The organism is Cellulomonas soli, assembly GCF_013409305.1.
Taxonomy (GTDB): domain Bacteria; phylum Actinomycetota; class Actinomycetes; order Actinomycetales; family Cellulomonadaceae; genus Cellulomonas; species Cellulomonas soli.
On sequence record NZ_JACBZJ010000001.1, the window covers coordinates 900,728 to 924,258 of the forward strand.

25 protein-coding genes are annotated in these 23,531 nt (G+C 71.9%); 12 read left to right on the forward strand and 13 right to left on the reverse strand.

Annotated elements, in window-relative coordinates; genetic code table 11:
• Window positions 1–8 precede the first annotated feature (8 nt).
• Window positions 9–863, forward strand: coding sequence for an HAD family hydrolase (locus tag BKA22_RS04070; protein WP_146953983.1), 855 nt, complete (start codon window positions 9–11; stop codon window positions 861–863).
• A 65-nt stretch (window positions 864–928) separates the two neighbouring features.
• Window positions 929–1,528, forward strand: coding sequence for a GNAT family N-acetyltransferase (locus BKA22_RS04075; RefSeq protein WP_146953984.1), 600 nt, complete (start codon window positions 929–931; stop codon window positions 1,526–1,528).
• 6 nt (window positions 1,529–1,534) lie between these two features.
• On the opposite strand, the gene BKA22_RS04080 is transcribed toward BKA22_RS04075, so the two are convergent.
• The 3 genes from BKA22_RS04080 to BKA22_RS04090 form a co-directional block, all read right to left on the reverse strand.
• On the reverse strand, window positions 1,535–2,590 hold the full coding sequence (locus BKA22_RS04080) for an arabinan endo-1,5-alpha-L-arabinosidase (protein WP_146953985.1): 1,056 nt from the start codon (window positions 2,588–2,590) through the stop codon (window positions 1,535–1,537).
• Between the two features lies 1 nt (window position 2,591).
• A complete protein-coding gene (gene arfA, locus BKA22_RS04085; protein WP_146953986.1) occupies window positions 2,592–4,100 on the reverse strand; it encodes an arabinosylfuranosidase ArfA in 1,509 nt (502 codons plus the stop codon).
• 87 nt (window positions 4,101–4,187) lie between these two features.
• A complete protein-coding gene (locus BKA22_RS04090; RefSeq protein ID WP_146953987.1) occupies window positions 4,188–5,504 on the reverse strand; it encodes a glycoside hydrolase family 27 protein in 1,317 nt (438 codons plus the stop codon).
• Window positions 5,505–6,018: 514 nt separating this feature from the next.
• Here BKA22_RS04090 and BKA22_RS04095 point away from each other — a divergent pair.
• From BKA22_RS04095 to BKA22_RS04115, 5 genes are all read left to right on the forward strand, one after another.
• Window positions 6,019–7,362, forward strand: a complete 1,344-nt coding sequence (locus tag BKA22_RS04095) for an ABC transporter substrate-binding protein (RefSeq protein WP_146953988.1) — start codon at window positions 6,019–6,021, stop codon at window positions 7,360–7,362.
• 127 nt (window positions 7,363–7,489) lie between these two features.
• On the forward strand, window positions 7,490–8,470 hold the full coding sequence (locus tag BKA22_RS04100) for a carbohydrate ABC transporter permease (RefSeq protein ID WP_146953989.1): 981 nt from the start codon (window positions 7,490–7,492) through the stop codon (window positions 8,468–8,470).
• A 14-nt stretch (window positions 8,471–8,484) separates the two neighbouring features.
• The gene (locus tag BKA22_RS04105; protein ID WP_146953990.1) at window positions 8,485–9,348 is read left to right on the forward strand and encodes a carbohydrate ABC transporter permease; all 864 of its coding nucleotides are present in this window, start codon (window positions 8,485–8,487) and stop codon (window positions 9,346–9,348) included.
• Window position 9,349: 1 nt separating this feature from the next.
• Window positions 9,350–10,675: an arabinan endo-1,5-alpha-L-arabinosidase gene (locus BKA22_RS04110; RefSeq protein WP_146953991.1), complete on the forward strand. Its 1,326-nt coding sequence runs from the start codon at window positions 9,350–9,352 to the stop codon at window positions 10,673–10,675.
• A 38-nt stretch (window positions 10,676–10,713) separates the two neighbouring features.
• The gene (locus tag BKA22_RS04115; protein ID WP_146953992.1) at window positions 10,714–11,412 is read left to right on the forward strand and encodes a YesL family protein; all 699 of its coding nucleotides are present in this window, start codon (window positions 10,714–10,716) and stop codon (window positions 11,410–11,412) included.
• A 40-nt stretch (window positions 11,413–11,452) separates the two neighbouring features.
• Here BKA22_RS04115 and arsA read toward each other — a convergent pair whose 3' ends face one another.
• The 5 genes from arsA to BKA22_RS04140 form a co-directional block, all read right to left on the reverse strand.
• Complete coding sequence (gene arsA, locus BKA22_RS04120) at window positions 11,453–13,264, reverse strand: arsenical pump-driving ATPase (protein ID WP_307725898.1); 1,812 nt, start codon at window positions 13,262–13,264, stop codon at window positions 11,453–11,455.
• Entirely contained in the window at window positions 13,258–13,662 is a 405-nt protein-coding gene (gene arsD, locus BKA22_RS04125; protein WP_146953993.1) for an arsenite efflux transporter metallochaperone ArsD, read from the reverse strand. Before arsD ends, arsA begins: the two co-directional genes overlap by 7 nt.
• 92 nt (window positions 13,663–13,754) lie before the next feature.
• Window positions 13,755–13,997 carry a thioredoxin family protein gene (locus BKA22_RS04130; protein ID WP_146953994.1) on the reverse strand — a complete coding sequence of 81 codons (243 nt, stop codon included), beginning with the start codon at window positions 13,995–13,997 and terminating at the stop codon, window positions 13,755–13,757.
• A 51-nt stretch (window positions 13,998–14,048) separates the two neighbouring features.
• The gene (locus BKA22_RS04135) at window positions 14,049–15,104 is read right to left on the reverse strand and encodes a permease (RefSeq protein ID WP_146953995.1); all 1,056 of its coding nucleotides are present in this window, start codon (window positions 15,102–15,104) and stop codon (window positions 14,049–14,051) included.
• Window positions 15,101–15,424, reverse strand: a complete 324-nt coding sequence (locus BKA22_RS04140) for an ArsR/SmtB family transcription factor (RefSeq protein WP_146953996.1) — start codon at window positions 15,422–15,424, stop codon at window positions 15,101–15,103. Before BKA22_RS04140 ends, BKA22_RS04135 begins: the two co-directional genes overlap by 4 nt.
• A gap of 105 nt (window positions 15,425–15,529) precedes the next feature.
• Here BKA22_RS04140 and BKA22_RS04145 point away from each other — a divergent pair, with 105 nt between their 5' ends.
• The 4 genes from BKA22_RS04145 to BKA22_RS04160 all read left to right on the forward strand — a co-directional run bounded on the left by BKA22_RS04145 (window position 15,530) and on the right by BKA22_RS04160 (window position 18,426).
• Complete coding sequence (locus tag BKA22_RS04145) at window positions 15,530–15,685, forward strand: hypothetical protein (protein ID WP_179561633.1); 156 nt, start codon at window positions 15,530–15,532, stop codon at window positions 15,683–15,685.
• On the forward strand, window positions 15,682–16,824 hold the full coding sequence (gene arsB, locus BKA22_RS04150) for an ACR3 family arsenite efflux transporter (protein WP_146953997.1): 1,143 nt from the start codon (window positions 15,682–15,684) through the stop codon (window positions 16,822–16,824). Before BKA22_RS04145 ends, arsB begins: the two co-directional genes overlap by 4 nt.
• Window positions 16,821–17,915, forward strand: coding sequence for a metalloregulator ArsR/SmtB family transcription factor (locus BKA22_RS04155; protein WP_146953998.1), 1,095 nt, complete (start codon window positions 16,821–16,823; stop codon window positions 17,913–17,915). Before arsB ends, BKA22_RS04155 begins: the two co-directional genes overlap by 4 nt.
• Before the next feature lie 82 nt (window positions 17,916–17,997).
• Window positions 17,998–18,426, forward strand: a complete 429-nt coding sequence (locus BKA22_RS04160; RefSeq protein ID WP_146953999.1) for an arsenate reductase ArsC — start codon at window positions 17,998–18,000, stop codon at window positions 18,424–18,426.
• Between the two features lie 22 nt (window positions 18,427–18,448).
• Here the strand turns inward: BKA22_RS04160 and BKA22_RS04165 are convergent, their stop codons facing one another.
• The 5 genes from BKA22_RS04165 to BKA22_RS04185 form a co-directional block, all read right to left on the reverse strand.
• The gene (locus tag BKA22_RS04165) at window positions 18,449–18,682 is read right to left on the reverse strand and encodes a hypothetical protein (RefSeq protein ID WP_146954000.1); all 234 of its coding nucleotides are present in this window, start codon (window positions 18,680–18,682) and stop codon (window positions 18,449–18,451) included.
• Between the two features lie 96 nt (window positions 18,683–18,778).
• A complete protein-coding gene (locus BKA22_RS04170; protein ID WP_146954126.1) occupies window positions 18,779–19,819 on the reverse strand; it encodes a LacI family DNA-binding transcriptional regulator in 1,041 nt (346 codons plus the stop codon).
• Window positions 19,820–20,059: 240 nt separating this feature from the next.
• Window positions 20,060–20,158 (reverse strand): 30S ribosomal protein bS22, encoded by a 99-nt coding sequence (locus tag BKA22_RS04175; protein ID WP_003792170.1) that lies wholly within the window; start codon window positions 20,156–20,158, stop codon window positions 20,060–20,062.
• A gap of 162 nt (window positions 20,159–20,320) precedes the next feature.
• Window positions 20,321–20,548, reverse strand: a complete 228-nt coding sequence (locus tag BKA22_RS04180; protein WP_146954001.1) for a helix-turn-helix domain-containing protein — start codon at window positions 20,546–20,548, stop codon at window positions 20,321–20,323.
• Window positions 20,549–20,714: 166 nt separating this feature from the next.
• Window positions 20,715–21,977, reverse strand: coding sequence for an acetoin utilization protein AcuC (locus tag BKA22_RS04185; protein ID WP_146954002.1), 1,263 nt, complete (start codon window positions 21,975–21,977; stop codon window positions 20,715–20,717).
• Window positions 21,978–22,153: 176 nt separating this feature from the next.
• Here BKA22_RS04185 and BKA22_RS04190 point away from each other — a divergent pair, with 176 nt between their 5' ends.
• Window positions 22,154–23,530: a TrkH family potassium uptake protein gene (locus tag BKA22_RS04190; protein ID WP_146954003.1), complete on the forward strand. Its 1,377-nt coding sequence runs from the start codon at window positions 22,154–22,156 to the stop codon at window positions 23,528–23,530.
• Window position 23,531 lies beyond the last annotated feature (1 nt).

The window sequence follows — 23,531 nt, forward strand, 5'->3', positions numbered from 1 at the left end:
GTGGCCGGGTGCGCCAGGCGAACCAGCGGTCCGCAGGCCCGGCCCCCGCAGGTGCCGAGCCCCCCGCCCAGACCGCCGAGGGCGCCGACCCACGATCCGTGGGTGCGTTCTTCGACGTGGACAACACGATCATCCGGGGCGCCTCGTCGTTCCACCTGGGCGTCGGGCTCTACCGGCGCGGGTTCCTGACCAAGCGGGACATCGTGCGGTTCGCCTTCCACCAGGCCCGCTACCTGGCCTTCGGCGAGAGCCGGCGGCAGATCGACGACGTGCGTTCGCGCGCGCTGTCGATCATCGCCGGGCACTCGGTCGCCGAGCTCAAGGCCATCGCCGAGGACGTCTACGACGAGGTGCTCAGCCTGCGCATCTTCCCCGGCACGCAGCGGCTGCTCGACGACCACCTGGCGGCCGGGCACACGGTGTGGCTGATCACGGCCACACCGCAGGAGATCGGTGAGGTCATCGCTCGTCGACTCGGTGCGACCGGTGCGCTCGGCACCGTCGCGGAGCATGCCGACGGGCACTACACCGGACGCCTCATCGGCGACATGCTGCACGGGCAGGCCAAGGCCACCGCGGTGCTCGACCTCGCCGCACGTGACGGCGTCGACCTGGCCGCGTCCTACGCGTACGGCGACTCGATGAACGACGTGCCGATCCTGTCCTCGGTCGGGCACCCGTGCGCGATCAACCCGGACCCGCGGCTGCGGCGGCACGCGGCCGAGGTCGGCTGGCCCGTGCGGGAGTTCCGGAACCGGCGCCGCAACGCCCGTCGCGGCACCACGGTGGCCACGGTCGCGGGCGGCGCCTGGTTCGCCGGCCTGCTGATCCGCGCCCTGCGGCGCTCGCTGCGCGAGCGCTGAGCGGGCGTCGCACGCCCGTCGCGGACTCCTCCCCCGCCTGCGGGGGCCCGACCTACACTGGCGCGATGCCGACCGACCCGAGCACCTCGAACGTGCCCGCCGACGCCCCGGGGCCCGCGGGCGACCGGGATGCCGCCGTGACCGTGCGTCCGGCGACGGCCGCGGACGTGCCCGCGGTCGCCGAGCTCGCTGCGCTGACGTTCCCGCTCGCGTGCCCGCCCGACTCCCCCGAGGCCGACCAGCAGGCGTTCATCGCCGCGGTGCTGTCGGCCGAGCGCTTCGCCGGGTACCTGGCCGACCCGACCCGGGACGTGCTCGTGAGCGCGGACCGCACCGGCCGTCCGGTCGGCTACACCATGCTCGTCGAGGGCGAGCCGTCGGACGAGGACGTGCGGGACGCCCTGACCATCCGCCCCACGATCGAGCTGTCGAAGTGCTACGTGCACCCCGGGCACCACGGTTCCGGTGTCGCCGGCGCGCTCATGGCGGCCAGCCTCGAGGCCGCGCGCGAGCGGGGAGCGCTGGGCATGTGGCTGGGCGTCAACCAGCTCAACGCCCGCGCCCAGGCCTTCTACACCCGGTCGGGGTTCGCGGTCGTCGGCACCAAGCACTTCCAGGTCGGCGGACGGCTCGAGGACGACTACGTCCTCGAGCGCCCGCTCTGACCCGACTCAGCCGACGGCATCCTGCTCCTCGGCGGTGGTGGCCACCGGCCAGCCGTCCTCGTCCCAGGCCAGCTCGCGGATCGCGAGCTGGAAGTCCCCGCCGAGCGACGCGTCGTAGTAGTGGAACGCGAGGTAGCCGCGCGAGTACGACTGACCGCCCGGGCCGACCATGTCACCCGTCGTGGACAGCAGCGGTGTCGCACCGTCGGCGGTGAGCTCGGCGCCGTCCCGGCCGACGTACGGCCCGGTGATGTCCGCCGAGCGCCCGACGGCGATGTTGTACGTCGAGTCGGTGCCCTGGCAGCAGGAGTCGCGTGAGACGAACAGGAAGTACCAGTCGCCGTGCCGCACCAGGTACGGCGCCTCGATCGCGTTCGGCGAGCCGATGCGCGAGGCGATGGTGACCGGCGCCGCCCCGTCGGCCGGCTTGCCCGAGGGCCACTGCAGCTCGACGAGCTGGACGCCGCCCCAGAACGAGCCGAAGGACATCCACGGTGTGCCCGCGTCGTCGGTGAGGACGCCGGGGTCGATCGCGTTGTAGTTGTCCTCGCCGGTGGTCGACCGCCAGACCTCGCCCTGGTCGACCCAGGCGTAGTCGGGGTCGTCCGGGTCGAGCGTCGTGTTGGTGGTCAGGCCGATCACCGAGGAGTTCGAGCCGAACGTCGAGGCCGCGTAGTACAGGTAGTAGGTGCCGTCGTGCTCGACGACCTCGGGCGCCCAGAAGTTCTGCACGCCCGTGACGGACTCGTAGACCCACTCCGGGCGCGTCGAGGCGTCCCAGACCGTGCCGAGCAGCTCCCAGGTGTGCCCGCCGTCGGTGGACCGGCGGATCTGCGGCGCACCGAAGCCCTCCTTGATGTCACCGGTGGAGAACACGTACCAGGGGTCGCCCTCGGCCGCGCCGACGACGAGCGCCGGGTCGTGCGTGTGGATGTCCCCGGACAGCTCGAGCGCGGTGGCTGCGGGCGGGTCGGTGCGCGAGGTGAGGACGACCGCGGCACCCGCCGCACCCGCGACGAGCACGACGACGGCCAGGACGGCGGCGAGCCGGCGACCGCGCACGTCAGCGGCCCAGCCGGACGACGTTCCAGGACACCGGCGGGACCTCGACCTGCAGGCGGCCGTCGCGCACCTGGGCGGTGGCGTTGGCGTGCGGGGCGACCGACGTGTCGTCGTCGGCGGTGGCGGTCCAGGTGTGGTCGGGGTTCGACAGCGTCGAGGCCTCCAGGAGCCGCAGCCCCGGGACCGAGCGCAGGTCGATGTCGAGCAGGACGGGCTCGGTGGTCGAGCGATTCACGGCGAAGAGCGTCAGCGAGCCGGTCTCCTCGTCCCAGGTCGCGACGGCGTCGACCAGATCGGCGTCGCCGTACTGCTTGGTCTCGTACGTCGGGCTGTCGATCGCGACGCGCAGCACGTCGCCGCTCGCGTACCGCGACGCCTGGGCGAACGGGTGGAACGTGGTCTGCTTCCAGATCCGCCCGCCCGGCTCGGTCATGATCGGGGCGATGACGTTGACGAGCTGGGCCAGGGACGCCGAGTGCACGCGGTCGGTGTGCCGCAGCAACGAGATGAGCAGGTTGCCCACGACGACCGCGTCGGCGACGTTGTAGCGGTCCTCGAGCAGCACGGGCGCGACCGGCCAGTCGTCCCCGCTCGGCGGCCGGGACTCGGCGCGCTTCTGGTACCAGACGTTCCACTCGTCGAACGAGATATGGATCCGCTTGTCGACCTTCTTGTGCGCGCGCACCGAGTCGGCGGTCGCGGTGACGGCCTCGACGAAGTGGTCCATGTCGGTGGCCGACGCGAGGAACGAGCCGAGGTCCCCGTCCTCCTCCCAGTAGTACGCGTGGGCGGAGATCAGGTCGACCTGCTCGTAGGCCTCGGTGAGCACGATGCGCTCCCACTCGCCGAAGGTCGGCATGACGACGCCGGAGGAGCCGCACGCGACGAGCTCGATGTCCTTGTCGACCATCCGCATGGCCCGGCCGGTCTCGGCGGCCAGGCGCCCGTACTCGTACGCGGTCTTGGACCCGATCTGCCAGGGGCCGTCCATCTCGTTGCCCAGGCACCACATCCGCACCTTGTACGGGTCGGCGTGGCCGTTGGCGCGACGCAGGTCGGAGAACGCGGTTCCGCCGGGCACGTTGCAGTACTCGAGCAGGTCGACGGCCTCCTGCACGCCGCGCGTGCCGAGGTTCACGGCCATCATCGGCTCGACGTCCGCGAGGTCCGCCCAGCGCATGAACTCGTCGAGCCCGACGGTGTTGGGCTCGGTGGAGTGCCACGCGAGGTCGAGGCGCGAGGGACGCTGCCCGACCGGGCCGACGCCGTCCTCCCACCGGTAGCCGGAGACGAAGTTGCCGCCCGGGTAGCGCACGGTGGACACGGCGAGCTCGCGCGTGAGCTCGATGACGTCCTTGCGGAAGCCGTCGGCGTCGGCCGTGGGGTGCGCCGGGTCGTGGATGCCGGTGTAGACGCAGCGGCCCAGGTGCTCGACGAACGAGCCGAACGTGCGCCGACGCACGGGGCCGACACGGAACGCGGGGTCGACGGTGAGGGTCACGGGGATCATGCGGGGCTCCAGGAAGGTCCGGGTCGTGCGGCGGCAGGCAGGCGGGCAGGCAGGCGGGCAGGCAGGCGGGTGCTGCGGGTCCCCGGCTCAGTGCGGGTCGAGCGCGAGCCAGGCCACGCCGTGCGCGGGGACGTCGACGTCCAGCAGCCCGCCCGGCTCGTCGACCGTGGTCTGCGGCTCGGGGCCGGGTCCGCCGGCCCAGAGGTCGCGGGTGGTCCAGCCGTGGGCGAGCGCGTCACGGTGCCCGACGAGCGCCGAGACGGGCAGCGCGGCCCGGTACGGCTGCTCGCCGGTCCAGAAGGCGGCGACGTAGCGGGTGGAGTCGACGTCGCTGCGTGCGGTCCACACGATGAGCTCGCCGCCGTCGAGGGGTTCGCGCACGACCTCACGACCCTCGCTCGCGGTGCGCAGCACCTGGCCGACGGCCGGGGTCGCGAGCAGGTCGAGGGTCTGCTCGGAGCTGGTCGGCAGGTCTCCGCCGACCATGAGCGGAGATCGACCCATGACCCACAGCGAGAGCAGCGTGCGCTGCTCGTCGAGGGTGAGGCGGGAGTCGCGGGGCTCGCCGCGCTCGGCGCGCAGGCCGACGCGTCCGAGCGGCAGCATGTCCGCGTCGGCCCAGCCACCGGGGCGCTGGAAGGGGGCCCAACGGGCCAGGCGGGCGAACTGCGCGTGCACGTCCTCCCACCGGTCCCACAGGTCGTCGGAGATGCGCCACAGCTGCGCGTGCGCGCGCAGGTGCTCGACGTGCTCGGTGGACAGGTGGGTGCCCGGGGACAGCGAGAGCACCATGTCGCGGCCGGTGCGGTCGATCGCGGTCGCCCAGGCCTCGACGGCGTCGTGGTGGTACGGCGCGAGCATGTCGTCGACCTTGAGGTAGTCGATGCCCCACCCGGCGAGCTGCGCGACGAGCCCGTCGAGGTAGGCCTGTGCGGCGGGGTGATCGTGCGCGAGCCCGTAGTTGTCGGGGTTCCAGGTGCAGACCGAGTCGGTGCAGGCCGCGTCCCGCGCGGTCCACCCGGTGCCCTCGATCGGCAGGTCCAGCTCGACCGCCCGGCGGGGGATGCCGCGCATGACGTGCACGCCGAGCTTGAGGCCGAGCGCGTGCACCCGGTCGGCGAGCGGGCCGAAGCCGCGCCCGCCCGCGGCGGACGGGAAGCGGCTCTCGGCGGGCAGCTGGCGTCCGAACGCGTCGAGCTCGAGGGGTGCGCCGTCGTTGTAGCCGTGCGAGCGGGCGGTGGGGTCGTACCAGTCGATGTCGACGACCACCGTGTCCCAGCCGTGCGGCAGCAGGCGGTCGGCCATGACCTGGGCGTTCGCGAGCACCTCCTGCTCGGTCACGGTCGTGCCGTAGCAGTCCCAGCTGTTCCACCCCATCGGGGGTGTCTGCGCGAGCCGTCCCATGTGCCCAGCCCCTTCGCTGTGCTCGTCGTGGCCTCGACATCGTTCTCTGCCGCCGGCCTCGTGGACGCGCCGTGCGGCCGCCCGTTCTCTACATCGTTGTACACGCATCATGCCTGGTCGGTCGACGAGCGTCAACCGGCACCCGCGGGCGACGTCGGAACCCGTCGAGTCACCGGACATCTCGCGCGGCGAGCCCTGGCGCGACGCCCTGACCTGCGCCTTTATTGCAGGGGCGACCGCCTGTCACGCTGTTACCAGTTCGTGGCTTGACCGCGGCGCAGATCGCGTGCCATCTTGTGCAACGTTGTAGATGCACAACGTTGTACGAACGACGTTGAGACAAGCCAGAGGTCAACGACGACCAGGACGGACGAGCCGTGGGACCCTTCGGAGGCAGTTTCAGGAGGCCTTGGAAGACCACGGTGCGAGCCGGCGCGACAGAGATGTCGTACCGGCGCAGCGGTCCCGACGCGACCGTGACCTCGCACATCCTCGGGATATGGGAGGCAGGCAGATGAAGAAGAGCAGGATCCTCACCGCGACGCTCACCGCGGCGCTGGTCGGGACGCTCGCCCTCACCGCGTGCAGCGGAGGCGACTCCGACAGCGCGGACGGCGGGAACAAGGAGATCACCTTCATGTTCCGCGGCGGCACCGACGAGAAGGCCGCCTACCAGGCCGCCATCGACAAGTACACGGCCGACACCGGCGTGAAGGTCAACGTCATCGTCACCGACGCCGACCAGTACGCCACCAAGCTGCAGGCCGCCGTCGCCGGCAACAACGTGCCGGACGTCTTCTACATCGAGCAGGCCAGCCTGCAGTCCTACGTCGCCTCCGGCGTGCTCATGGACATCACCGACGCGGTCGACGCCAGCGGCATCGACCTGGACAACATCTGGCCCTACGGCGTGAACTCCTACCGGTTCAACGGCACGGTCCAGGGCACCTCCGACGGCGCGCTGTACGGCCTGCCCAAGGACGTCGGCCCGTTCTCCTTCGGCTACAACAAGACGATGTTCGAGGCCGCCGGCATCCCGCTGCCCGACAAGGACACCCCCCTCACCTGGGAGGAGTTCGTCGACATCTGCAAGCAGCTGACCGTCGACACCGACGGCGACGGCGTCGTCGACCAGTGGGGCACCGGCCTCAACGTCCAGTGGAACCTGCAGTCCCTCGTGTGGGGCAACGGCGGCGACTGGACCAACGAGGACCACACCGAGGTCACCGTCGACACCCCCGAGTTCGCCGAGGCGCTGCAGGCGTTCGCCGACCTCACCAACGTCGACAACGTGACGCCGTCGGCCGCCGACGCCGCCACGCTGGACACCTACCAGCGCTGGATGGCCGGCGAGATCGGCTTCTTCCCGGTCGGCCCGTGGGACGTCTCGACCTACAACGACCTGGACTTCGACTACGACCTGATCCCCTGGCCGACGCTGGGTGACGAGTCCGCCACGTGGGTCGGCTCGCTCGGCATCGGGGTGTCCAACACCTCGAAGTACCCGGACGAGGCCGTGCAGCTCGCGACGTACCTGTCGGCCGACGCCGACGCCCAGCAGACGCTGGTCGACGCGAACATCCAGATCCCCAACCTGATCGACATGGCCGACACCTGGGCCGCCGACACGGCGGCCGAGCCGGCCAACCGCCAGGAGTTCCTGGACATCGTGCAGGACTACGGGCACGCCATGCCCGCCGCCTTCACCTACGGCGCCGAGTGGTACGACGAGCTCTGGACGAACATCCAGCCCGTGCTCGACGGCAAGCAGACGGCGGCGGACTACCTCGCCCAGGAGCAGCCGAAGATGCAGCAGCTCCTCGACGAGTCCATCGCGAACGCCGAGCAGGCCGGCTGACGCCGGTCCTACCCTCCCGCCGCCCGGTGCCGCACGCGCACCGGGCGGCGGGCCTCTCGCAGGAGGCCGGCACCCGGCCCGTCGCAGGCCACCGCACGGCTGGCAGAGATCTGAGAAAGGCACTGAGATGACGCGGACAGCGGACCTCGCACCGCAGGCCGAGGGCTCCACGAGCCCGAGCCCGACACCCGCCGCCGCACCCCCGGTGTGGCGTGACCGGCGGGCGCGCAACCGCCTGCACCGCACCGAGCACCGATGGGCCGCCGCCTTCATCGCGGCCCCCGTCATCGGGTTCGTGCTCTTCACCGTCTACCCGACGGTGTACGCGCTCTACGCCTCGCTCACGCGATGGAACGGGCTCACCGCACCGAAGTTCATCGGCCTGGAGAACTACACGGCGCTCTTCGGCGACGAGTACTTCCTCAAGGCGATGTGGAACACCTTCTTCTACATGATCGGCATCCCGATCGGCCTGACGCTCTCGCTGCTCCTGGCGCTGACGCTCAACCGCCAGATCGCCGGACGTACGGCCTTCCGCACGATCTACTACGTGCCGGTCATCTCCTCGCTGGCCGCGATCGCGATCGTCTGGCAGTTCGCCTACAACGGCGACTTCGGCCTGGTGAACCAGGCGCTGTCCTGGTTCGGCATCCAGGGTCCGGACTGGCTGCAGAACACCGCCACTGTCAAGCCCGCCATCATCATCATGGCCATCTGGAAGGGCCTGGGGTACTCCACGCTGCTGTACCTGGCCGCCATCCAGTCGGTGCCCGCCTCGCTCTACGAGGCCGCGGCCCTGGACGGCGCCGGCGCGCTGCGCAAGTTCCGTTCCATCACCGTCCCGATGGTGCGCCCGGTCACGTTCTTCCTCGTCGTGACGAACATCATCGGCGGTTCCCAGATCTTCATCGAGGTCAACATCATGACCCCGAACGGCGGACCGGAGTTCTCGTCCGCATCGATCGTCTGGTACATCGTCCGCAAGGCGTTCAAGTACCAGCAGATGGGTTACGCGACCGCCATGGCCGTCGTCCTCGGACTGATCGTGTTCGTCATCACGCTCATCCAGTTCCGTCTGAACCAGCGCAACTCCTTCAGCATCGACTGAGGACGGAGACGACCATGGCTCGCAAGACCACCACCCGCTCCGCGACGGCCGAGAGCCGCACCGCGAACATCCTGCTCTTCATCCTCCTGGCCGTCGGCTCGGTCATCATGCTCGCGCCGCTGCTGTGGATGCTCTCCACCTCGCTGAAGACGAAGGCCGAGGTCTTCGCACTCCCGCCCGTGTGGATCCCCGAGGTCCCCCAGTGGGACACGTACACGCGCATGTGGAGCGAGGCGCCGATCCTCACCGGCTTCCGCAACTCGCTCATCGTGGCGCTGAGCGTGACGATCGTCGGCTCGGTCACGTCGTCGCTCGCGGCGTTCGCGCTCGCCAAGATGCGCCTGCCGGGCAAGAACGCGATCTTCATCGGCCTGCTGGCCGGCCTCATGATCCCCTACCCGATGATCATGATCCCGCAGTTCGTGATGTTCTCGAAGCTGCATTGGGTCGACACCCTGCTGCCGCTGATCGTGCCCCTGCTGTTCGGCAACATCGTGATGATCTTCTTCCTGCGGCAGTACCTGGAGTCGGTCCCCGACTCGCTCATCGAGGCCGCGAAGATCGACGGCGCGAACTACCTGACGGTCTTCCGCGTGATGATCCTGCCGATGATCCGTCCCGCCATCGCGGCGCAGTTCATCCTCTGGTTCATGACGGTGTGGAACGACTACCTGGCCCCGACCATCTACTTGAACACCCCGTCCAAGCAGACGCTGCAGGTCGTCATCGCGAACCTCAACACCGAGTTCGCCACCCAGCGCGACTACCCGCTGATCATGGGCGCCTCCGCGATCGCGCTGCTGCCCATCCTCATCGTCTACGTCATCTTCCAGCGCCAGATCGTCGAGTCGATCGCCCTCACCGGATCGAAGAGCTGAGATGACCACCACCGACCCGGCCGCCACGATCGACACCGGCGGCTGGGGGGCCCGTCACGCCCACGACCCGACCGCGGTGCGCGACGACGAGGGCACCTACTGGCTCTTCTCGACCGACGCCTACGCCGCCGGACACGTGCGGGGAGGCGTGCAGATCCGCCGCTCGGACGACCTGGTGACCTGGCAGTTCCACGGCTGGGCGCTGGACGGCGTCCCCGCGGCCGCGGCGGCCTGGACCGGCGCCGAGGGCCTGTGGGCCCCCGAGGTCGTGCGCGTGGGCGACACGTGGCGGATGTACTACTCGGCCTCCACGTTCGGCTCGCGCACCTCGGCCATCGGCCTGGCCACGGCGCCCGCGCCGACCGGCCCGTGGACCGACCTGGGGCTCGTCGTGACGAGCCGGCACGAGGTCGACGGCCCGAACGCGATCGACGCGAACGTGGCCGTGGACACCGACGGTCGGCACTGGCTCGTCTACGGGTCGTTCTTCGGCGGCATCCACGCCCTCGAGCTCGACCCGGCGACCGGCTTCGCGGTCGACGCCCCCGGCCCCGGCGAACCCACGCCTGGTCCTGGTGTCCTGCTGGCCCGACGCCACGTGTCCGTCGAAGGGGCCATCGAGGGGGCGTTCGCGCTCCCCCGGCCCGGTGGCGGCTGGGCGCTCGTGGTCTCGTACGACTCGCTGTTCTCGACGTACCACGTGCGGGTCGCCGTGGCCGACCAGGTCACCGGTCCCTACCGGGACCGCCTCGGGCACGAGCTGACCGACCTCGAGACGGACCCGGCCGCGGTCGGCACGACCGTGCTGGCGAGCCACCGCCTCGATGGAGGTCCGGTGTGGCTCGCTCCGGGCCACGCCGCCGTGCTCACCGAGCCCGACGGCCCGCAGGGCCACGGACGGCAGCTGCTCGTGCACCACGTGCGGCACGGGGACGACCCGACGCAGCACGAGGTGCAGGTGCGTCGACTGGTGTGGACGTCCGACGGCTGGCCGCTGATCTCGCCGCAGCCGTGGGCAGGCGACCTCGAGCGGGACGACGAGTCCACGTGGCCGTCCGGCGTGCAGGAGCTGGTCGGTGACTGGGAGCTCGTGACCTACGACCGCCCGTCCTCGACGGTCGTCGAACCGCACGCGCGCCGGCTGCAGGACGAGGACGTCGCCCCGCTGACGGCCCTCGGCCACGGCCGGTTCTCCGGCCTGCTCGACGGCAGCGCCACCGAGTGCGTCGTGTTCCCCGCGTGGGACGCGGTGCGCGGACGTGCGACGCTGGCCCTGACCGCACTGGCCGCCGACGGCACCGTGACGTGCGGGACGCTGCTGCCGTGACCCCCGTCGCGCCGGCCCCGACCCGGAGGAGGTCCCCGGTGGACGACCACGGACACCCTGCGGGCACGGCGCGCACCGATCGACCCGACCGTCCGCGGCGACGACGCCCCGTCGTCGCCGCGGACGAGTCGTTCGGCTGGGCCGGCCGGGCCATGACCTGGCTGCGGTACGGCACGCAGCTGGTCGGCATCAACGTGCTCATCGGGCTGGGCACGCTGGCCGGAGGCGTCGTCCTCGGCGCCTTCCCCGCGCTCGCCGCCGGCGGGACGCTGCTCGCCCGGCTCGCGACCGGCCAGGCGCTGCCGGCGCTGTGGTCACCGTTCTGGTCGCAGTGGCGCCAGGGGTGGCGCCGCCACAACGTCCTGGGCGCCCCCGTGTGGGTCGTCCTGGTCCTGCTGTCGCTCGACGCCTCGGCGCTGCAGGTGCTCGACGGCCCGGCCGCCGCCGTGCTCACCGGTGGGCTCGTCGTCATCGGCGGCTACGCCCTCATCGCCCTCACGTTCCTGTTCCCGGCGGCCCGCCGGTACGACACGACGGCGAGGCGTACCTGGCGCTTCGTCGCGGCGGCCCCGCTCGTCTCCCCCGGCACCGCCACCTCGGTGCTCGTGACGCTCGCCGCGGTCGCGCTGGTCGTCTGGACGCTGCCCGTGCTCGGTCCGCTGCTGGGCGTGAGCCTGCCCCTGCTGGCCAGCGGCTGGCTGGTCGACCACCGGCTCGACACGCTCGACGCCCGCTGACCCGATCGGCAGGCCGTCCGGACCCGAGGGTCCTGCCGGGTCAGCCCACGTCGGCCGAGCGAGCCGCGCTCCCCCGGACCAGGTCACGCAGCGCCGCCGCACCGACGGGCTCGTCCGCCAGCTGCTCGACGACCGCGCACCGTCGTCCGTCGCCGTCGAGCACCCGCGCGAGAGGGCCTCGCTCGGCGGCGGCACGGCGCAGCAGCAGCGGGTCGCTCGTGTCGGCCGCGAGCAGGCTGGAGTTGACCACCCACGCCCACGGCTCGACCCCCGCGCGCCGCAGGTCCGCGGCCAGCTCCTCGGCCTCGAGCACGGGCGTGGCCTCAGGCAGGGTGACGACGATCATCTTGGTGTAGCCCGGGTCCTGCAGCCGCATCATCGGCGTGGTGAACGACGCCGAGGACGGGCCCCGCTGCCGCACGACGTCGCGGTGGTAGGAGCCGGTCGCGTCCAGCAGGAGCAGGGTGTGCCCGGTGGGCGCGGTGTCGATGACCACGAACCGGCGACGGCCCTCGTGGACGACCTGGGAGAACGCCTGGAACACGGCGATCTCCTCGGTGCACGGCGAGCGCAGGTCCTCCTCGAGGCTCGCGCGGCCGGCGTCGTCCAGCGCGGCGCCCTTGCGGCGCAGCACGGACCGGCGGTAGCGCTCGGTCTCGACCACCGGGTCGATCCGGGAGACCTCGAGGTTCGGCGCCGACTCCTCGAGCGTACGGCTCAGGTGCGCGGCCGGGTCGGTCGTGGTCAGCAGGACGGGCAGGCCCCGTTCGGCGAGCGCGACGGCGACGGCGGCCGCGACGGTCGTCTTGCCGACGCCGCCCTTGCCCATGACCATGACCAGGCCGTGGCCCTGCTCGGCGATCTCCTCGACGAGGTCGGCGATCGTGGACGCCGACGCCGGGACGCGGGTGGGCGTGGTCGCGCCGGGCAGCTCGTCGGTCGCGGGGGCGGGCTCGAACAGCGTGCTCAGCGCGGGCAGGCCCACGAGGTTCTCGGCCTTGAGCTCGAGCACGTCGCGAGGCAGCGCCGCCAGGCCGGCCGGCAGCGCGGCGAGGACCGTCTGCTCACGGTCGAACACCGCCCGGGCGAGCCGGTCGCCGGAGCGGGGGCGCGGCAGCACGGCGTTGACGACCAGGTGCTGCTGCCCCAGGCCGAGCTGTGCGAGCTCGACGTGGGTCCGCGCAGCCTCGTCCACCGCGGCCTGCTGCGCGCGGGTGACGAGCACGAGGCGGGTGAGGCCCGGGTCGGCCAGGGCGGCCACCGCCCGCGCGTAGACCTCGCGCTGGCGGTCCAGGCCGGCCAGGGGGCCCAGGCAGGAGGCGTCGCCCTTGCCCTCCTCGAGGAAGCCCGTCCAGGACGTGGGCAGCTGCAGCAGGCGGATGGTGTGCCCGGTCGGGGCGGTGTCGAACACGACGTGGTCGAAGCCGGCCACGGAGGCCTCGTCGGTCAGCAGCGCGGTGAACTCGTTGAACGAGGCGATCTCGGTGGTGCAGGCACCGGAGAGCTGCTCCTCGATGAGCGTCACCTCGGCCGGCGGCAGGATCTCGCGCACCGGACCCACGATCCGTTCGCGGTAGTCGGCCGCGGCCGCGGCCGGGTCGATCTCGAGGGCGGACAGGCCCGGGACGTCCTCGACGGCCGTGATCGTGTGCCCGATGCGCACACCGAACACCTGGCCGACGTTGGAGGCGGGGTCGGTGCTCACGAGCAGCACCTGCTTGCCCGAGCGGGCCAGCGCGACGGCCGCCGCGCACGCGATCGACGTCTTGCCCACGCCGCCCTTGCCGGTCAGGAACACGAACCGGGGCACCTCGACGAGGAACCGCGGCGGCGCGCCGGCCGCCCTCAGCACGACCCGCCCCCTGCGCAGCAGCCGCCGTCACCGGTGCCCGCCATCGGGAGCGCGAGGGGATGCGCGACGGGCGGCACCGTGCGGGGCTGGTCGGCCGGTGCGCCCGACCAGCGCGTGAGCTCCTCACGTGAGGGGTAGCGGCCGGCCATCGCGACGACGCCGTCGACGAGGACCAGCGGAAGCCCGTCGGAGCCGGACACCCTCATGAAGTCCAGCACGGGCTGCCTGCTCACGAACGCTGCCGGATCGCCCGCGAGGTTGTGCCGGGTGACCTCCGCGCCGTGGTCGCGCAACCAGTCCAGGTCGGCGGAGAACGTGACGAGCTCCTGCGGCACGTCGGGCCCGCACACCCCGGAGCTGCAGCACATCGCCTGCTCGAACACCTCGATCGCACCCACGGGACACCCTCCACTGCATCGACGGACGTCGAATCAGGATAGGTCACATCGACATCTGTCGATGTGGCGGAACCCGTCCCTGTCGCGCAGGGTCAGGCGGTCAGCGGGGCCAGCAGCTCGCGGACCTGGTTCGCCGTGGGCACCCGGCCCGAGAGGACGAGCTTCTCGTCGACGACGAGCCCGGGGGTGGACATGACGCCGTAGCCGGCGATCGTCGGGTAGTCGGTGACCTTCTCGAAGGTGGCCGAGAGGCCGAGACCGGCGACTGCCTCGCGGGCGGCCTTCTCCAGGTTGGCGCAGTTGGCGCAGCCGGGGCCGAGGATCTTGATGATCATGGTGCTCTCCTGCATGAGTGTTGTGAGTGGTGCGGTGCCGGGTGGTGCGGATCAGACGCCGATGACGGCGTTGAACAGGTAGCCGACGGCGATGATCCCGGCGCCGGTGACGGCCACGAACGCGCCGATCAGCGGGGGCCTGAGGACCCGGCGCAGCAGGATCATCTCGGGCAGGCTGAGCGCGACGACGGCCATCATGAACGCCAGCAGGGTGCCCATCGGCAGGCCCTTGTCGTGCAGGGCCTCGACCAGGGGCAGGACGCCGGCGGCGTTGGAGTACAGCGGGATGCCGATGAGCACGGCCAGCAGCACGGCGAAGGGGTTGCCGGCGCCGGCGTAGCGGGCGAAGAAGTCCTCGGGGGCCCAGCCGTGGATGGCGGCACCCAGGCCGATGCCGACGAGCAGGTACGGCCAGATCTTGCGCAGGATCGAGGCGACCTCCTCGATGCCCATCTGGATCCGGTCGTCCCAGGTCAGCCCGGCGCTGGGGTCGACGAGCTGGCCACCGAGGCGGGTCTCGAAGACGAACGGCTCGACCCACCGCTCCATCTTCAGGCGACCGAGCACGTATCCGGCGACGATCGCGATGACGAGTCCGGCTCCGACGTACAGCAGGGTCGGCCCGAGGCCGAACAGGCCGAACAGGAGGGCGATTGCGACCTCGTTGACCAGCGGGCTGGCGATGAGGAAGCTCATCGTGACACCCAGCGGCACCCCGGCGGCGACGAACCCGATGAAGGCCGGCACGGCGCTGCACGAGCAGAACGGGGTGATCACCCCGAGCCCGGCGGCCATGACGTTGCCGAGGCCTTCGCGCCGGCCGCCGAGCATCGCGCGGGTGCGTTCGACGCTCATGAACGAGCGCAGCACCGTGATGGCGAAGATGATGCCGACCAGCAGCAGCGCGATCTTCACGGTGTCGTAGAAGAAGAAGTGCACGCCCGAGCCGAGGCGGCTGTCGGGGTCGAGGCCGATCAGGTCGTAGAGCAGCCAGTCCCAGAACGGCCGGTTGAGCTCGTAGAGCGCGAACCACACGAGCGCGGCGGCGACGAGCCCGACCCGGCGCCGGGTCGGGGTCCGGGCACCCAGCCGCTCCGCGACGCTCACGACGCACCTGCGGCGAGCAGCGCGGGCACGACGGGCACGGCGGGGAGGGCGCCCGCCATGCGTTCGGGCGCGCCGTCGGCCAGGGTGTAGTCGACCCAGCGTCCGCGGCGGGAGGACGTCACCAGACCCGCCTCGCGCAGAACCTTGAGGTGGTAGCTGAGCAGGTTGCCTGCGATGTCGACGTGCTCCTGCAGGTTGCAGACGCAGCGAGGCTGCTCGGCCAGCAGGTTCAGGACCGTCCAGCGCACCGGGTCGGCCACGGCCTGCAGCAGCGCGATGCGTTCCTGCGTCGACTGCTCAATCGCCGTTGCCTCAACCACGATTGAAGCGTGCGCCCGATGACCTTCGTGCAGCCGGGACCTTGGTCACCTGATGTTCATCCGACGGGACTTGACCACTGTTTTCACGATCATCAACATAGAGACATGTCGAAGCAGCCCGAGGTCCACGACCCGGTGATCGTGACCGGCCGCTCGGCGGCCCTGGACGCCCAGCACCACCTCGCCGGCCTCACCCCGCTCGCCCCCCGCGACGGCTCGCACGCCGTCACGGACGCCGCCCTCGAGCCGGTCGCCCGATGAGCGCGAGCACGCCCACGGCACGGCTGTCGACCCTCGACCGCTGGCTCCCCGCCTGGATCGGCCTGGCCATGATCGGTGGGCTCGCGCTCGGACGACTCGTGCCCACGCTGTCCGACGCGCTCGGCGCGCTCGAGGTCGGTGGCATCTCGGTGCCCATCGGCCTGGGGCTGCTCGTGATGATGTACCCGGTGCTCGCCAAGGTCCGCTACGACAAGGTCGGGGCCGTGACGGGCGACCACCGCCTGCTCGCCTCGTCCCTGGTCCTCAACTGGCTCGTCGGGCCTGCGCTCATGTTCGTGCTGGCCTGGGCACTGCTGCCCGACCTGCCCGAGTACCGCACCGGGCTGATCCTCGTGGGCCTGGCCCGTTGCATCGCGATGGTCGTCATCTGGAACGACCTCGCCTGCGGCGACCGCGAGGCCGCGGCGGTGCTGGTCGCCCTCAACTCCGTGTTCCAGGTCGTCGCGTTCTCGCTGCTCGGCTGGTTCTACCTGACCGTGCTGCCCGGGTGGCTGGGCCTGGACTCGCAGGGGCTGGACGTCTCCGTGGGGCAGATCGCCCTGAACGTGCTGGTGTTCCTGGGCGTCCCGCTGACGGCCGGCTTCGCCTCGCGGTGGATCGGCGAGAGGGCCCGCGGGCGCGCCTGGTACGAGGAACGGTTCACCCCCCGCATCGGCCCGTGGGCGCTGTACGGGCTGCTGTTCACGATCACGCTGCTCTTCGCGCTGCAGGGCGACCAGGTGCTCGCGCACCCGCTCGACGTCGTGCGGATCGCGGCGCCGCTGCTGGTGTACTTCGGGGTCATGTGGGGACTCGGGATGGTCCTCGGCGCCCGTCTGAGGCTCGGGTACGCCCGCTCGACGACGCTCGCGTTCACCGCCGCAGGCAACAACTTCGAGCTGGCGATCGCCGTCGCGATCGGCACGTTCGGCGCCGCATCGGGGCAGGCCCTGGCCGGTGTGGTCGGACCGCTCATCGAGGTGCCCGTGCTCGTCGGCCTGGTCTACGTCTCGCTGCGACTGGCCCGCCGCTGGCCCGCCGGAGCGACCGACGGGCCGGACCCGGCGCCCGCGGCGCGGGCCGTGGTGCAGCCCCCTGAACCCGAGCTCGTCGACGCCGCCGAAGGAGCAGGACGATGACCGTGCCCGCGAACGCGTGCCCGCCCGCCGGACGCCCCTTCGGATCGCCGGCCGGATCGCCTGCGGCTCGCGCGATGGGCGAGGACGCCGCCGGGTCCGTGGCCGTCGTCCTCAAGGCGCTGGCCGAACCGTTGCGGCTGCGGGCGCTCTCGCTGCTCGCGACCAGCCCTGACGGCGAGGCCTGCGTGTGCGACGTCGCCGAGCTGGCCGAGGTCTCGCTCCCGACGGTCTCCCACCACCTCAAGGTGCTCAAGGACGCCGGCGTCGTCACCTCGCAGCGGCGCGGCACCTGGGTCCACTACCGGATCACCGAGGCGTACTCCCCTGCGGTGCGCTCCCTCCTGGAGGCGTTCGCGCCCGCCGTGGTCGACCACGAGCTCGCCCGCCTGCTCGATCCGGCCGAGCCGCCCGCCGAGCCGCCCGCCGATCTGCCCGCCGAGCTGCCGGCCGAACCGCTCGCAGGGCTGGCCGACCTCGGCGAGGTGCTCGAACGGGTGGTTCGATCGCTCGCCGCGCAGTTCCCCGACCTGGACCGGGACCGGGTCGACGACGTGGTGCGCGAGTCCGCCACCGCACTGACCCGGACGGCCGGGGTGCGCACGCACCTGGTCGTGCTGACCGAGCGGTTCGCCCGCCAGCGCCTGGAGGACCTGACGAAGGCCGCACGCGCGGGCGCGGGCAGCCCGCCGCAGGTGCTGTTCGTCTGCGTCGCGAACGCCGGGCGCTCCCAGCTGGCAGCGACGCTGCTGCACCGGTATGCCGGCGACCGCGTGGTCGTGCGCTCCGCCGGGTCGGTTCCCGCCGCGCACGTGCACCCGCACGTGCGCCCTCTGCTCGACGCGATCGAGCCGGACGGCGACGCGTTCCCCAAGCCCCTCACCGACGACGCCGTGCGTGCCGCCGACGTGGTGGTGACCATGGGCTGCGGCGACGTGTGCCCGCTCTACCCGGGCATCCGCTACGAGGACTGGCAGGTCGGGGACCCCTCGCTCGCCTCGCCCGAGGGCGCCGCCCTCATCCGTGACGACATCGACGCCCGCGTGCGCGGCCTGCTCTCCGAGCTCGTGCCCGACCTCGTCCTTCCCGCCTGACCCCCGCCTGACCCCCGCCTGACCCCCGCCTGACCCCGCCTGACACGGCCCGCCTGCACCCCACGACCACAAGGAGCACCCCATGAGCGCCACCACCGACCGCAAGCCCAGCGTCCTGTTCGTCTGCGTGCACAACGCCGGCCGCTCCCAGATGGCGGCCGGGTTCCTCACGGCGCTGTCGGGCGGCGCCGTCGAGGTCCGCTCGGCCGGCTCGATGCCCGCGGAGATGATCAACCCCTCGGCCGTCGAGGCGATGCTCGAGCTGGGCATCGACATCCGCGCCGAGAAGCCCAAGGTGCTCACCACCGAGGCCGTCAAGGACTCCGACGTGGTGGTCACGATGGGCTGCGGCGACACGTGCCCGTACTTCCCCGGCAAGCGCTACGAGGACTGGGTCCTGGAGGACCCTGCCGGTCAGGGCGTCGAGGCCGTCCGGCCGATCCGCGACGAGATCCGTACGCGCATCCTGGGCCTGCTCGGCGAGCTCGGCGTGACCCCGGTGGGGGCCTGACCTCGGGCCACCGGTCGCCCGGTCAGACGGCCGGGCAGCAGGTCACCCGCGCGAGGGCCGGGCGGTCGGCACGGGCGAGGGCCCGGCGCACCGCGGCCCATGACGTCGTGAGGGCGACGAGCCCGCCCGCGGCGACGACGGGCTCGGCCCGACGGACCTGGGGGCCACGCTCGGCCTGCAGCAGCCGGATCGCGTGCTCACGCTCGAGCTCGCGCATCCGCTGACGGTGGACCAGCAGCACCATCTCCGGGGACATCCCGCACCTCCTGTTCGACATCGACGGTTGTCGATGTCTCGAGGACGGCAGAGGCATCGATGACTGTCAATATCGACGATTGTCGATACGGCGCGTTCAGGAGGCGGTGCGCAGAGGTGCGGCCTGAGCCGGCGCGCCCTCACCGAGCGTCGACTCGCGACCGACGATCGTGAAGTCCGCCACGACCCGCTGGTACGGCCGGTCGGGGTCCGGGTCGGCGATCCTGGCCAGCAGCAGGTCCACGGCCGTCTGCGCGATCTGCTCCCGGCCGGGGGCGACCGTCGACATCGTGGGCGAGGAGTAGGCCGTCTCCTCGATGTCGTCGAAGCCGATCACCGCGATCTTCCCGGGCACGTCGATCCGCCGGGCGTGCAGCGCATGCAGGGCACCGAGGGCGAGCGCGTCGTTGAGGCCGAAGACGGCGTCGATCTCGACCCCCGCGTCCAGCAGACGGTGCATCGCCTCGGCGCCGGTCGCGCGGTGCCAGAGGCCGGCCTCGGCGAGCAGCGCCGGGTCGAACGGCACACCGGCCTCCTCGAGCGCCTGCCGGTACCCCTTCTCACGCAGGGCGGCCGAGCCCATCATCTCGCCCTCGTGCGCACCGATGACGGCGATCCGGCGTCGGCCGAGCCCGAGCAGGTGCGCCGTGGCCGACCGTGCGGCCTCCACGTTGTTCATCGTCACGTGGTCCGCCGGCCCGCCGAAGATGCGCTCGCCGAGCAGCACCATCGGGAAGTCCACCTGCAGCGCGTCGTGGTCCTGCTGACCGAGCGCCAGCGGGGAGAAGATCAACCCGTCCGTCAGGTGCCGTCGCTGCCCGGACAGGACCTCGAGCTCACGCTCGCGCGACGACCCGGTCTGCTCGATGAGCACCGTGACGCCGCGGGCCTCGGCCGCCCGGATGACCGAGTCCGCCAGCTCGGCGAAATACGGAAGGGACAGCTCGGGGACCGCCAGCCCGATCAGGTCCGTGCGCCCGCGCCGCAGGTTCCGCGCCGAGACGTTGACCTGGTAGCCGAGCTCGGCGATGGCCGCCTCGACCTTCTCGCGGGTGGCCGGGCGGATGTACTGATAGCCGTTGACCACGTTCGAGACGGTCTTGATCGACACGCCCGCGAGTGCCGCGACCTCGTGCATCGTCACCGCGCCGGTGCGCCGGGTGCTCACGTGCTGCCTCCTCCTGCGGCCGCCCGCGCGACCCTTCGACAGGGTGGCAGAACGCGTCCGGGACGGCGAGGAACCGCACCGGCCTGCAGCGACACTGCTCCTGCGGAACGACTCCCTCGAGAGTACATCGTTGTACTGCCCGGTGAGGGCCGTCCGGGAACGCATCAGGCCCGGGACGCGATGCCCGGGCCTGAGGAGGAGCTGCTCAGCTCACTTCTTGTTGCGACGCTGGTGGCGCGTCTTGCGCAGCAGCTTGCGGTGCTTCTTCTTGGCCATCCGCTTGCGGCGCTTCTTGATGACGGAGCCCATGGGTCCTGCCTCACTTCCGGTGGCGGCCCGATCGGGCCGTGCTGATGGTCGATCGACGCGCGGTGCGGTCGAGTCGCCCACGCACGGGAAAGTCCGAGGCTCTACCTTACGCGATCCGGCGCCCCGAGCGCGACGCGCCCGATATCACGGCCGACGTGCAGGTCAGGACGAGAGCCGACCGCGATCCTCGCCCTGCTCGTGCTCGACCGTGGTCGCCGTGCGCAGGTAGTGGTCCAACGCGTCCTGCGGGACCCGGAACGAGCGGCCCACCCGGACACCCGGCAGCTCACCAGAGTGCAGCAGCCGGTACACGGTCATCTTCGAGACCCGCATGATGTCCGCGACCTCGAGCACGGTGAGGAACCGCACCCGACCAGGCTGCTCGCTCATCGACTCAGCTCTTCTTCCGGGGTCGCGCGACGCTCTCGCGGTGGACGTTCTCGTGCCGCACCACCCTAGTGGCGCGTGGGACACGTGTGAAAGCGGTGAACAGCCGGGACAGCAGGGATCACCCGATCGGCGTCACAGGACCCTCTCAACCGGGGCACAGCCGCCGTCAGTCGTGCTCGGGATCCAGACCCAACCAGGGGAACACCGCCGTCCGCGTCGCACGGATCGCCCGGTCGACGTCGTCCGACGGGTCGTAGCCCGACGACCACGGCGTGAAGCGGGGGGCAGGCCCGTCGGACATCGACGCGGCACCCGGGCGGCCGTACCGGTCGCGGACCATCGACCGCCACCGCTCCGGCACGGGGAGCGCCGGGTCGACAGGTCGGTGCGTCGCGATCCCGATCAGGTGCGCCCACACGCGCGGGACCACGTCGAGCACCGCGTAGCCGCCACCCCCCAGCGCGACCCACCGGCCACCGGCCAGCTCGTGAGCGAGCTCGTGCAGCCACTGCGCGGCCAGACGCTGGGCGTCCACCGACACCCGCAGGTTCGCCAACGGGTCCTCCGGGTGCGCGTCGCACCCGTGCTGCGTGACGAGCACCTCGGGCTCGAAGGCCCGCAGGGCCGCTGGCACGACCGCGTCGAACGCCCGCAACCAGCCCGCGTCGGCCGTGCCCGAGGGCAGGGCCACGTTCACGGCACCACCGGGCGCGCCCTCACCGCCCGTCTCGCGCGCGTGCCCCGTCCCGGGGAAGAGCATGTGCCCGGTCTCGTGGATCGACACGGTCAGCACGCGCGGGTCGTCCCAGAACACCGTCTGGACGCCGTCGCCGTGATGGGCGTCGACGTCCACGTACGCCACGCGCTGCACGCCCTCGGCCAGCAGCCGACGGATCGCCACGCCCGCGTCGTTGTAGACGCAGAAGCCCGACGCCGCGCCCGGCATCGCATGGTGCAGGCCGCCGGTCACGTTCACGGCGTGCGCCGCACGGCCCTGCCACACCGCGAGCGCAGCCTCGACCGTGCCCTGCACCACCCGGGCCGCCGCCTCGTGCATGTCGGCGAACACCGGGTCGTCGTCCGTACCCAGGCCCCGGACAGGGTCCCGGGTGCCGTGCTCCGCGGCGGCGTGCACCGCGGCGACGTAGGCGGGCTCGTGCACGGTCGCCAGCAGCTCGTCGGAGGCCGGGCCGGCGCCGACGAGGTCGAGGTCGGGGTGGTCGAGCAGACCGAGGTCCTCGGCCAGACGGATCGTCAGCTCGAGGCGTTCGGAGGTCATCGGGTGCCCGTGCCCGAAGTCGTACCCGAGCAGCTCGGGCGACCAGACGACGCGGACCGGCAGGCGGGCGGGCAGGTCCGCGAGCGCATCGCCCCCGGGTCGGCGACCCCCGACCGCAGGGTCTCGCCCCGCTCCGGTGGCCTCCCGCATGGTCACACCGTCGCACCGCGGCGCCCGTCGTGTCGATCCGACGGCCCGGTCCGTGCCACAGTGTTCCCCGCGCGCTGCGGACCTGGTCCCCGACGCGCACCTCGACAGGCAGCAGACCGACGCGCACGCACGAGCGACGCGACAGACGCACGGGCACTCACGGGCACGGAGGTGGCATGGCACTCGGTGGTGCCGGTGTGCTCCGGCGTGGACGCGAGTACGTCGACAGGTCCGCACGGCAGTCCCCCGCCCGGCTGGCCCTGGGCGTCTTCGCCGCGGTCATCGCGACCGTCACGGTGCTGTTGTCCGCACCGTGGGCGACGGTCGCCGGCGGGCGGGCGCCGTTCGTCGACGCGTTCTTCACCGCGACCTCCGCCACGACCGTGACCGGGCTGGTGACCGTCCCCACCGGCGAGTACTGGTCCACCTGGGGCCTGGTCGTCATCCTCGTGGCGATCAAGGTCGGCGGCCTGGGCGTGATGACGCTCGCCTCCCTGCTGGGCATGGCCGTCTCGCGGCGCATCGGCCTGACCGGGCGGCTGCTCGTCGCCTCGGAGACCAAGGTCACCCGGCTCGGCGAGGTCGGCTCGCTCGTGCGGACCGTCATCGTCACGTCCACGGCCCTCGAGGTCGCGATCGCGCTCGTGCTGCTCCCCCGGTTCCACATGTACGACGAGAGCTGGGGGCAGGCCGCCTGGCACGCCCTCTTCTACGCGGTCTCCTCGTTCAACAACGCCGGGTTCGTGCCCACGCCCGAGGGCCTGGCACCGTTCGTGTCGGACTGGTGGGTGCTGCTGCCGATCATCCTCGGCGTGTTCATCGGGTCGCTCGGCTTCCCGGTGATCCTCAACATCGCCTCGCACCTGCGCGCGCCGCGCCGGTGGAACCTGCACACCAGGCTGACGCTGGTCACCAGCGCGCTGCTCGCCGTGGGTGGCTCGGTGCTCGTGGCCGCGTTCGAGTGGACGAACCCGGGGACGTTCAAGCCGCTCGACGCACCGGCGACCGTCCTCGCCTCGCTGTTCGCCGGGGTCATGCCCCGCTCGGGCGGCTTCTCCACGGTCGACGTCGCGCAGATGCACCAGGGGACCTGGCTGCTCAACGACGCGCTCATGTTCGTCGGCGGCGGCTCGGCGTCCACCGCCGGCGGCATCAAGGTCACCACCCTGGCCGTCATGCTGCTGGCGATCGTCGCCGAGGCGCGCGGCGACCGTGACGTCGAGGCCTACGGGCGGCGGATCTCGCGCGACACCCTGCAGGTGGCCATCGCCGTCTCGCTCGTCTCGGCCACGATCGTCCTCGTCGCAGCCCTGCTGCTGCTGTCCATGACGGGCCTCACGCTCGACCAGGTGCTCTTCGAGGTCATCTCTGCGTTCGCCACCTGCGGCCTGACCACGGGCATCACGCCCGACCTGCCCGACGGCGCCAAGTACGTGCTCGCCGTGCTCATGTTCATCGGCCGGACCGGCACGATGACCCTTGCCGCGGCGCTCGCGCTGCGCAACCGTCGTCGTGTCATCCGGCTCCCCGAAGAGAGGCCGATCATTGGCTGAG

Bases quoted from the DNA above. Each gene is read 5' to 3' on its own strand.
- BKA22_RS04180 (WP_146954001.1), bottom strand. From the start codon at position 20,548: ATGAGCGAGCAGCCTGGTCGGGTGCGGTTCCTCACCGTGCTCGAGGTC.
- BKA22_RS04145 (WP_179561633.1), top strand. From the start codon at position 15,530: ATGTCGAAGCAGCCCGAGGTCCACGACCCGGTGATCGTGACCGGCCGC.
- BKA22_RS04155 (WP_146953998.1), top strand. From the start codon at position 16,821: ATGACCGTGCCCGCGAACGCGTGCCCGCCCGCCGGACGCCCCTTCGGA.
- BKA22_RS04105 (WP_146953990.1), top strand. From the start codon at position 8,485: ATGGCTCGCAAGACCACCACCCGCTCCGCGACGGCCGAGAGCCGCACC.
- BKA22_RS04170 (WP_146954126.1), bottom strand. From the start codon at position 19,819: ATGCACGAGGTCGCGGCACTCGCGGGCGTGTCGATCAAGACCGTCTCG.
- BKA22_RS04075 (WP_146953984.1), top strand. From the start codon at position 929: ATGCCGACCGACCCGAGCACCTCGAACGTGCCCGCCGACGCCCCGGGG.
- BKA22_RS04090 (WP_146953987.1), bottom strand. From the start codon at position 5,504: ATGGGACGGCTCGCGCAGACACCCCCGATGGGGTGGAACAGCTGGGAC.
- BKA22_RS04160 (WP_146953999.1), top strand. From the start codon at position 17,998: ATGAGCGCCACCACCGACCGCAAGCCCAGCGTCCTGTTCGTCTGCGTG.
- BKA22_RS04100 (WP_146953989.1), top strand. From the start codon at position 7,490: ATGACGCGGACAGCGGACCTCGCACCGCAGGCCGAGGGCTCCACGAGC.
- BKA22_RS04130 (WP_146953994.1), bottom strand. From the start codon at position 13,997: ATGATCATCAAGATCCTCGGCCCCGGCTGCGCCAACTGCGCCAACCTG.
- BKA22_RS04110 (WP_146953991.1), top strand. From the start codon at position 9,350: ATGACCACCACCGACCCGGCCGCCACGATCGACACCGGCGGCTGGGGG.
- arsB (WP_146953997.1), top strand. From the start codon at position 15,682: ATGAGCGCGAGCACGCCCACGGCACGGCTGTCGACCCTCGACCGCTGG.
- BKA22_RS04175 (WP_003792170.1), bottom strand. From the start codon at position 20,158: ATGGGCTCCGTCATCAAGAAGCGCCGCAAGCGGATGGCCAAGAAGAAG.
- BKA22_RS04190 (WP_146954003.1), top strand. From the start codon at position 22,154: ATGGCACTCGGTGGTGCCGGTGTGCTCCGGCGTGGACGCGAGTACGTC.
- BKA22_RS04095 (WP_146953988.1), top strand. From the start codon at position 6,019: ATGAAGAAGAGCAGGATCCTCACCGCGACGCTCACCGCGGCGCTGGTC.
- BKA22_RS04165 (WP_146954000.1), bottom strand. From the start codon at position 18,682: ATGTCCCCGGAGATGGTGCTGCTGGTCCACCGTCAGCGGATGCGCGAG.
- arfA (WP_146953986.1), bottom strand. From the start codon at position 4,100: ATGATCCCCGTGACCCTCACCGTCGACCCCGCGTTCCGTGTCGGCCCC.
- BKA22_RS04185 (WP_146954002.1), bottom strand. From the start codon at position 21,977: ATGCGGGAGGCCACCGGAGCGGGGCGAGACCCTGCGGTCGGGGGTCGC.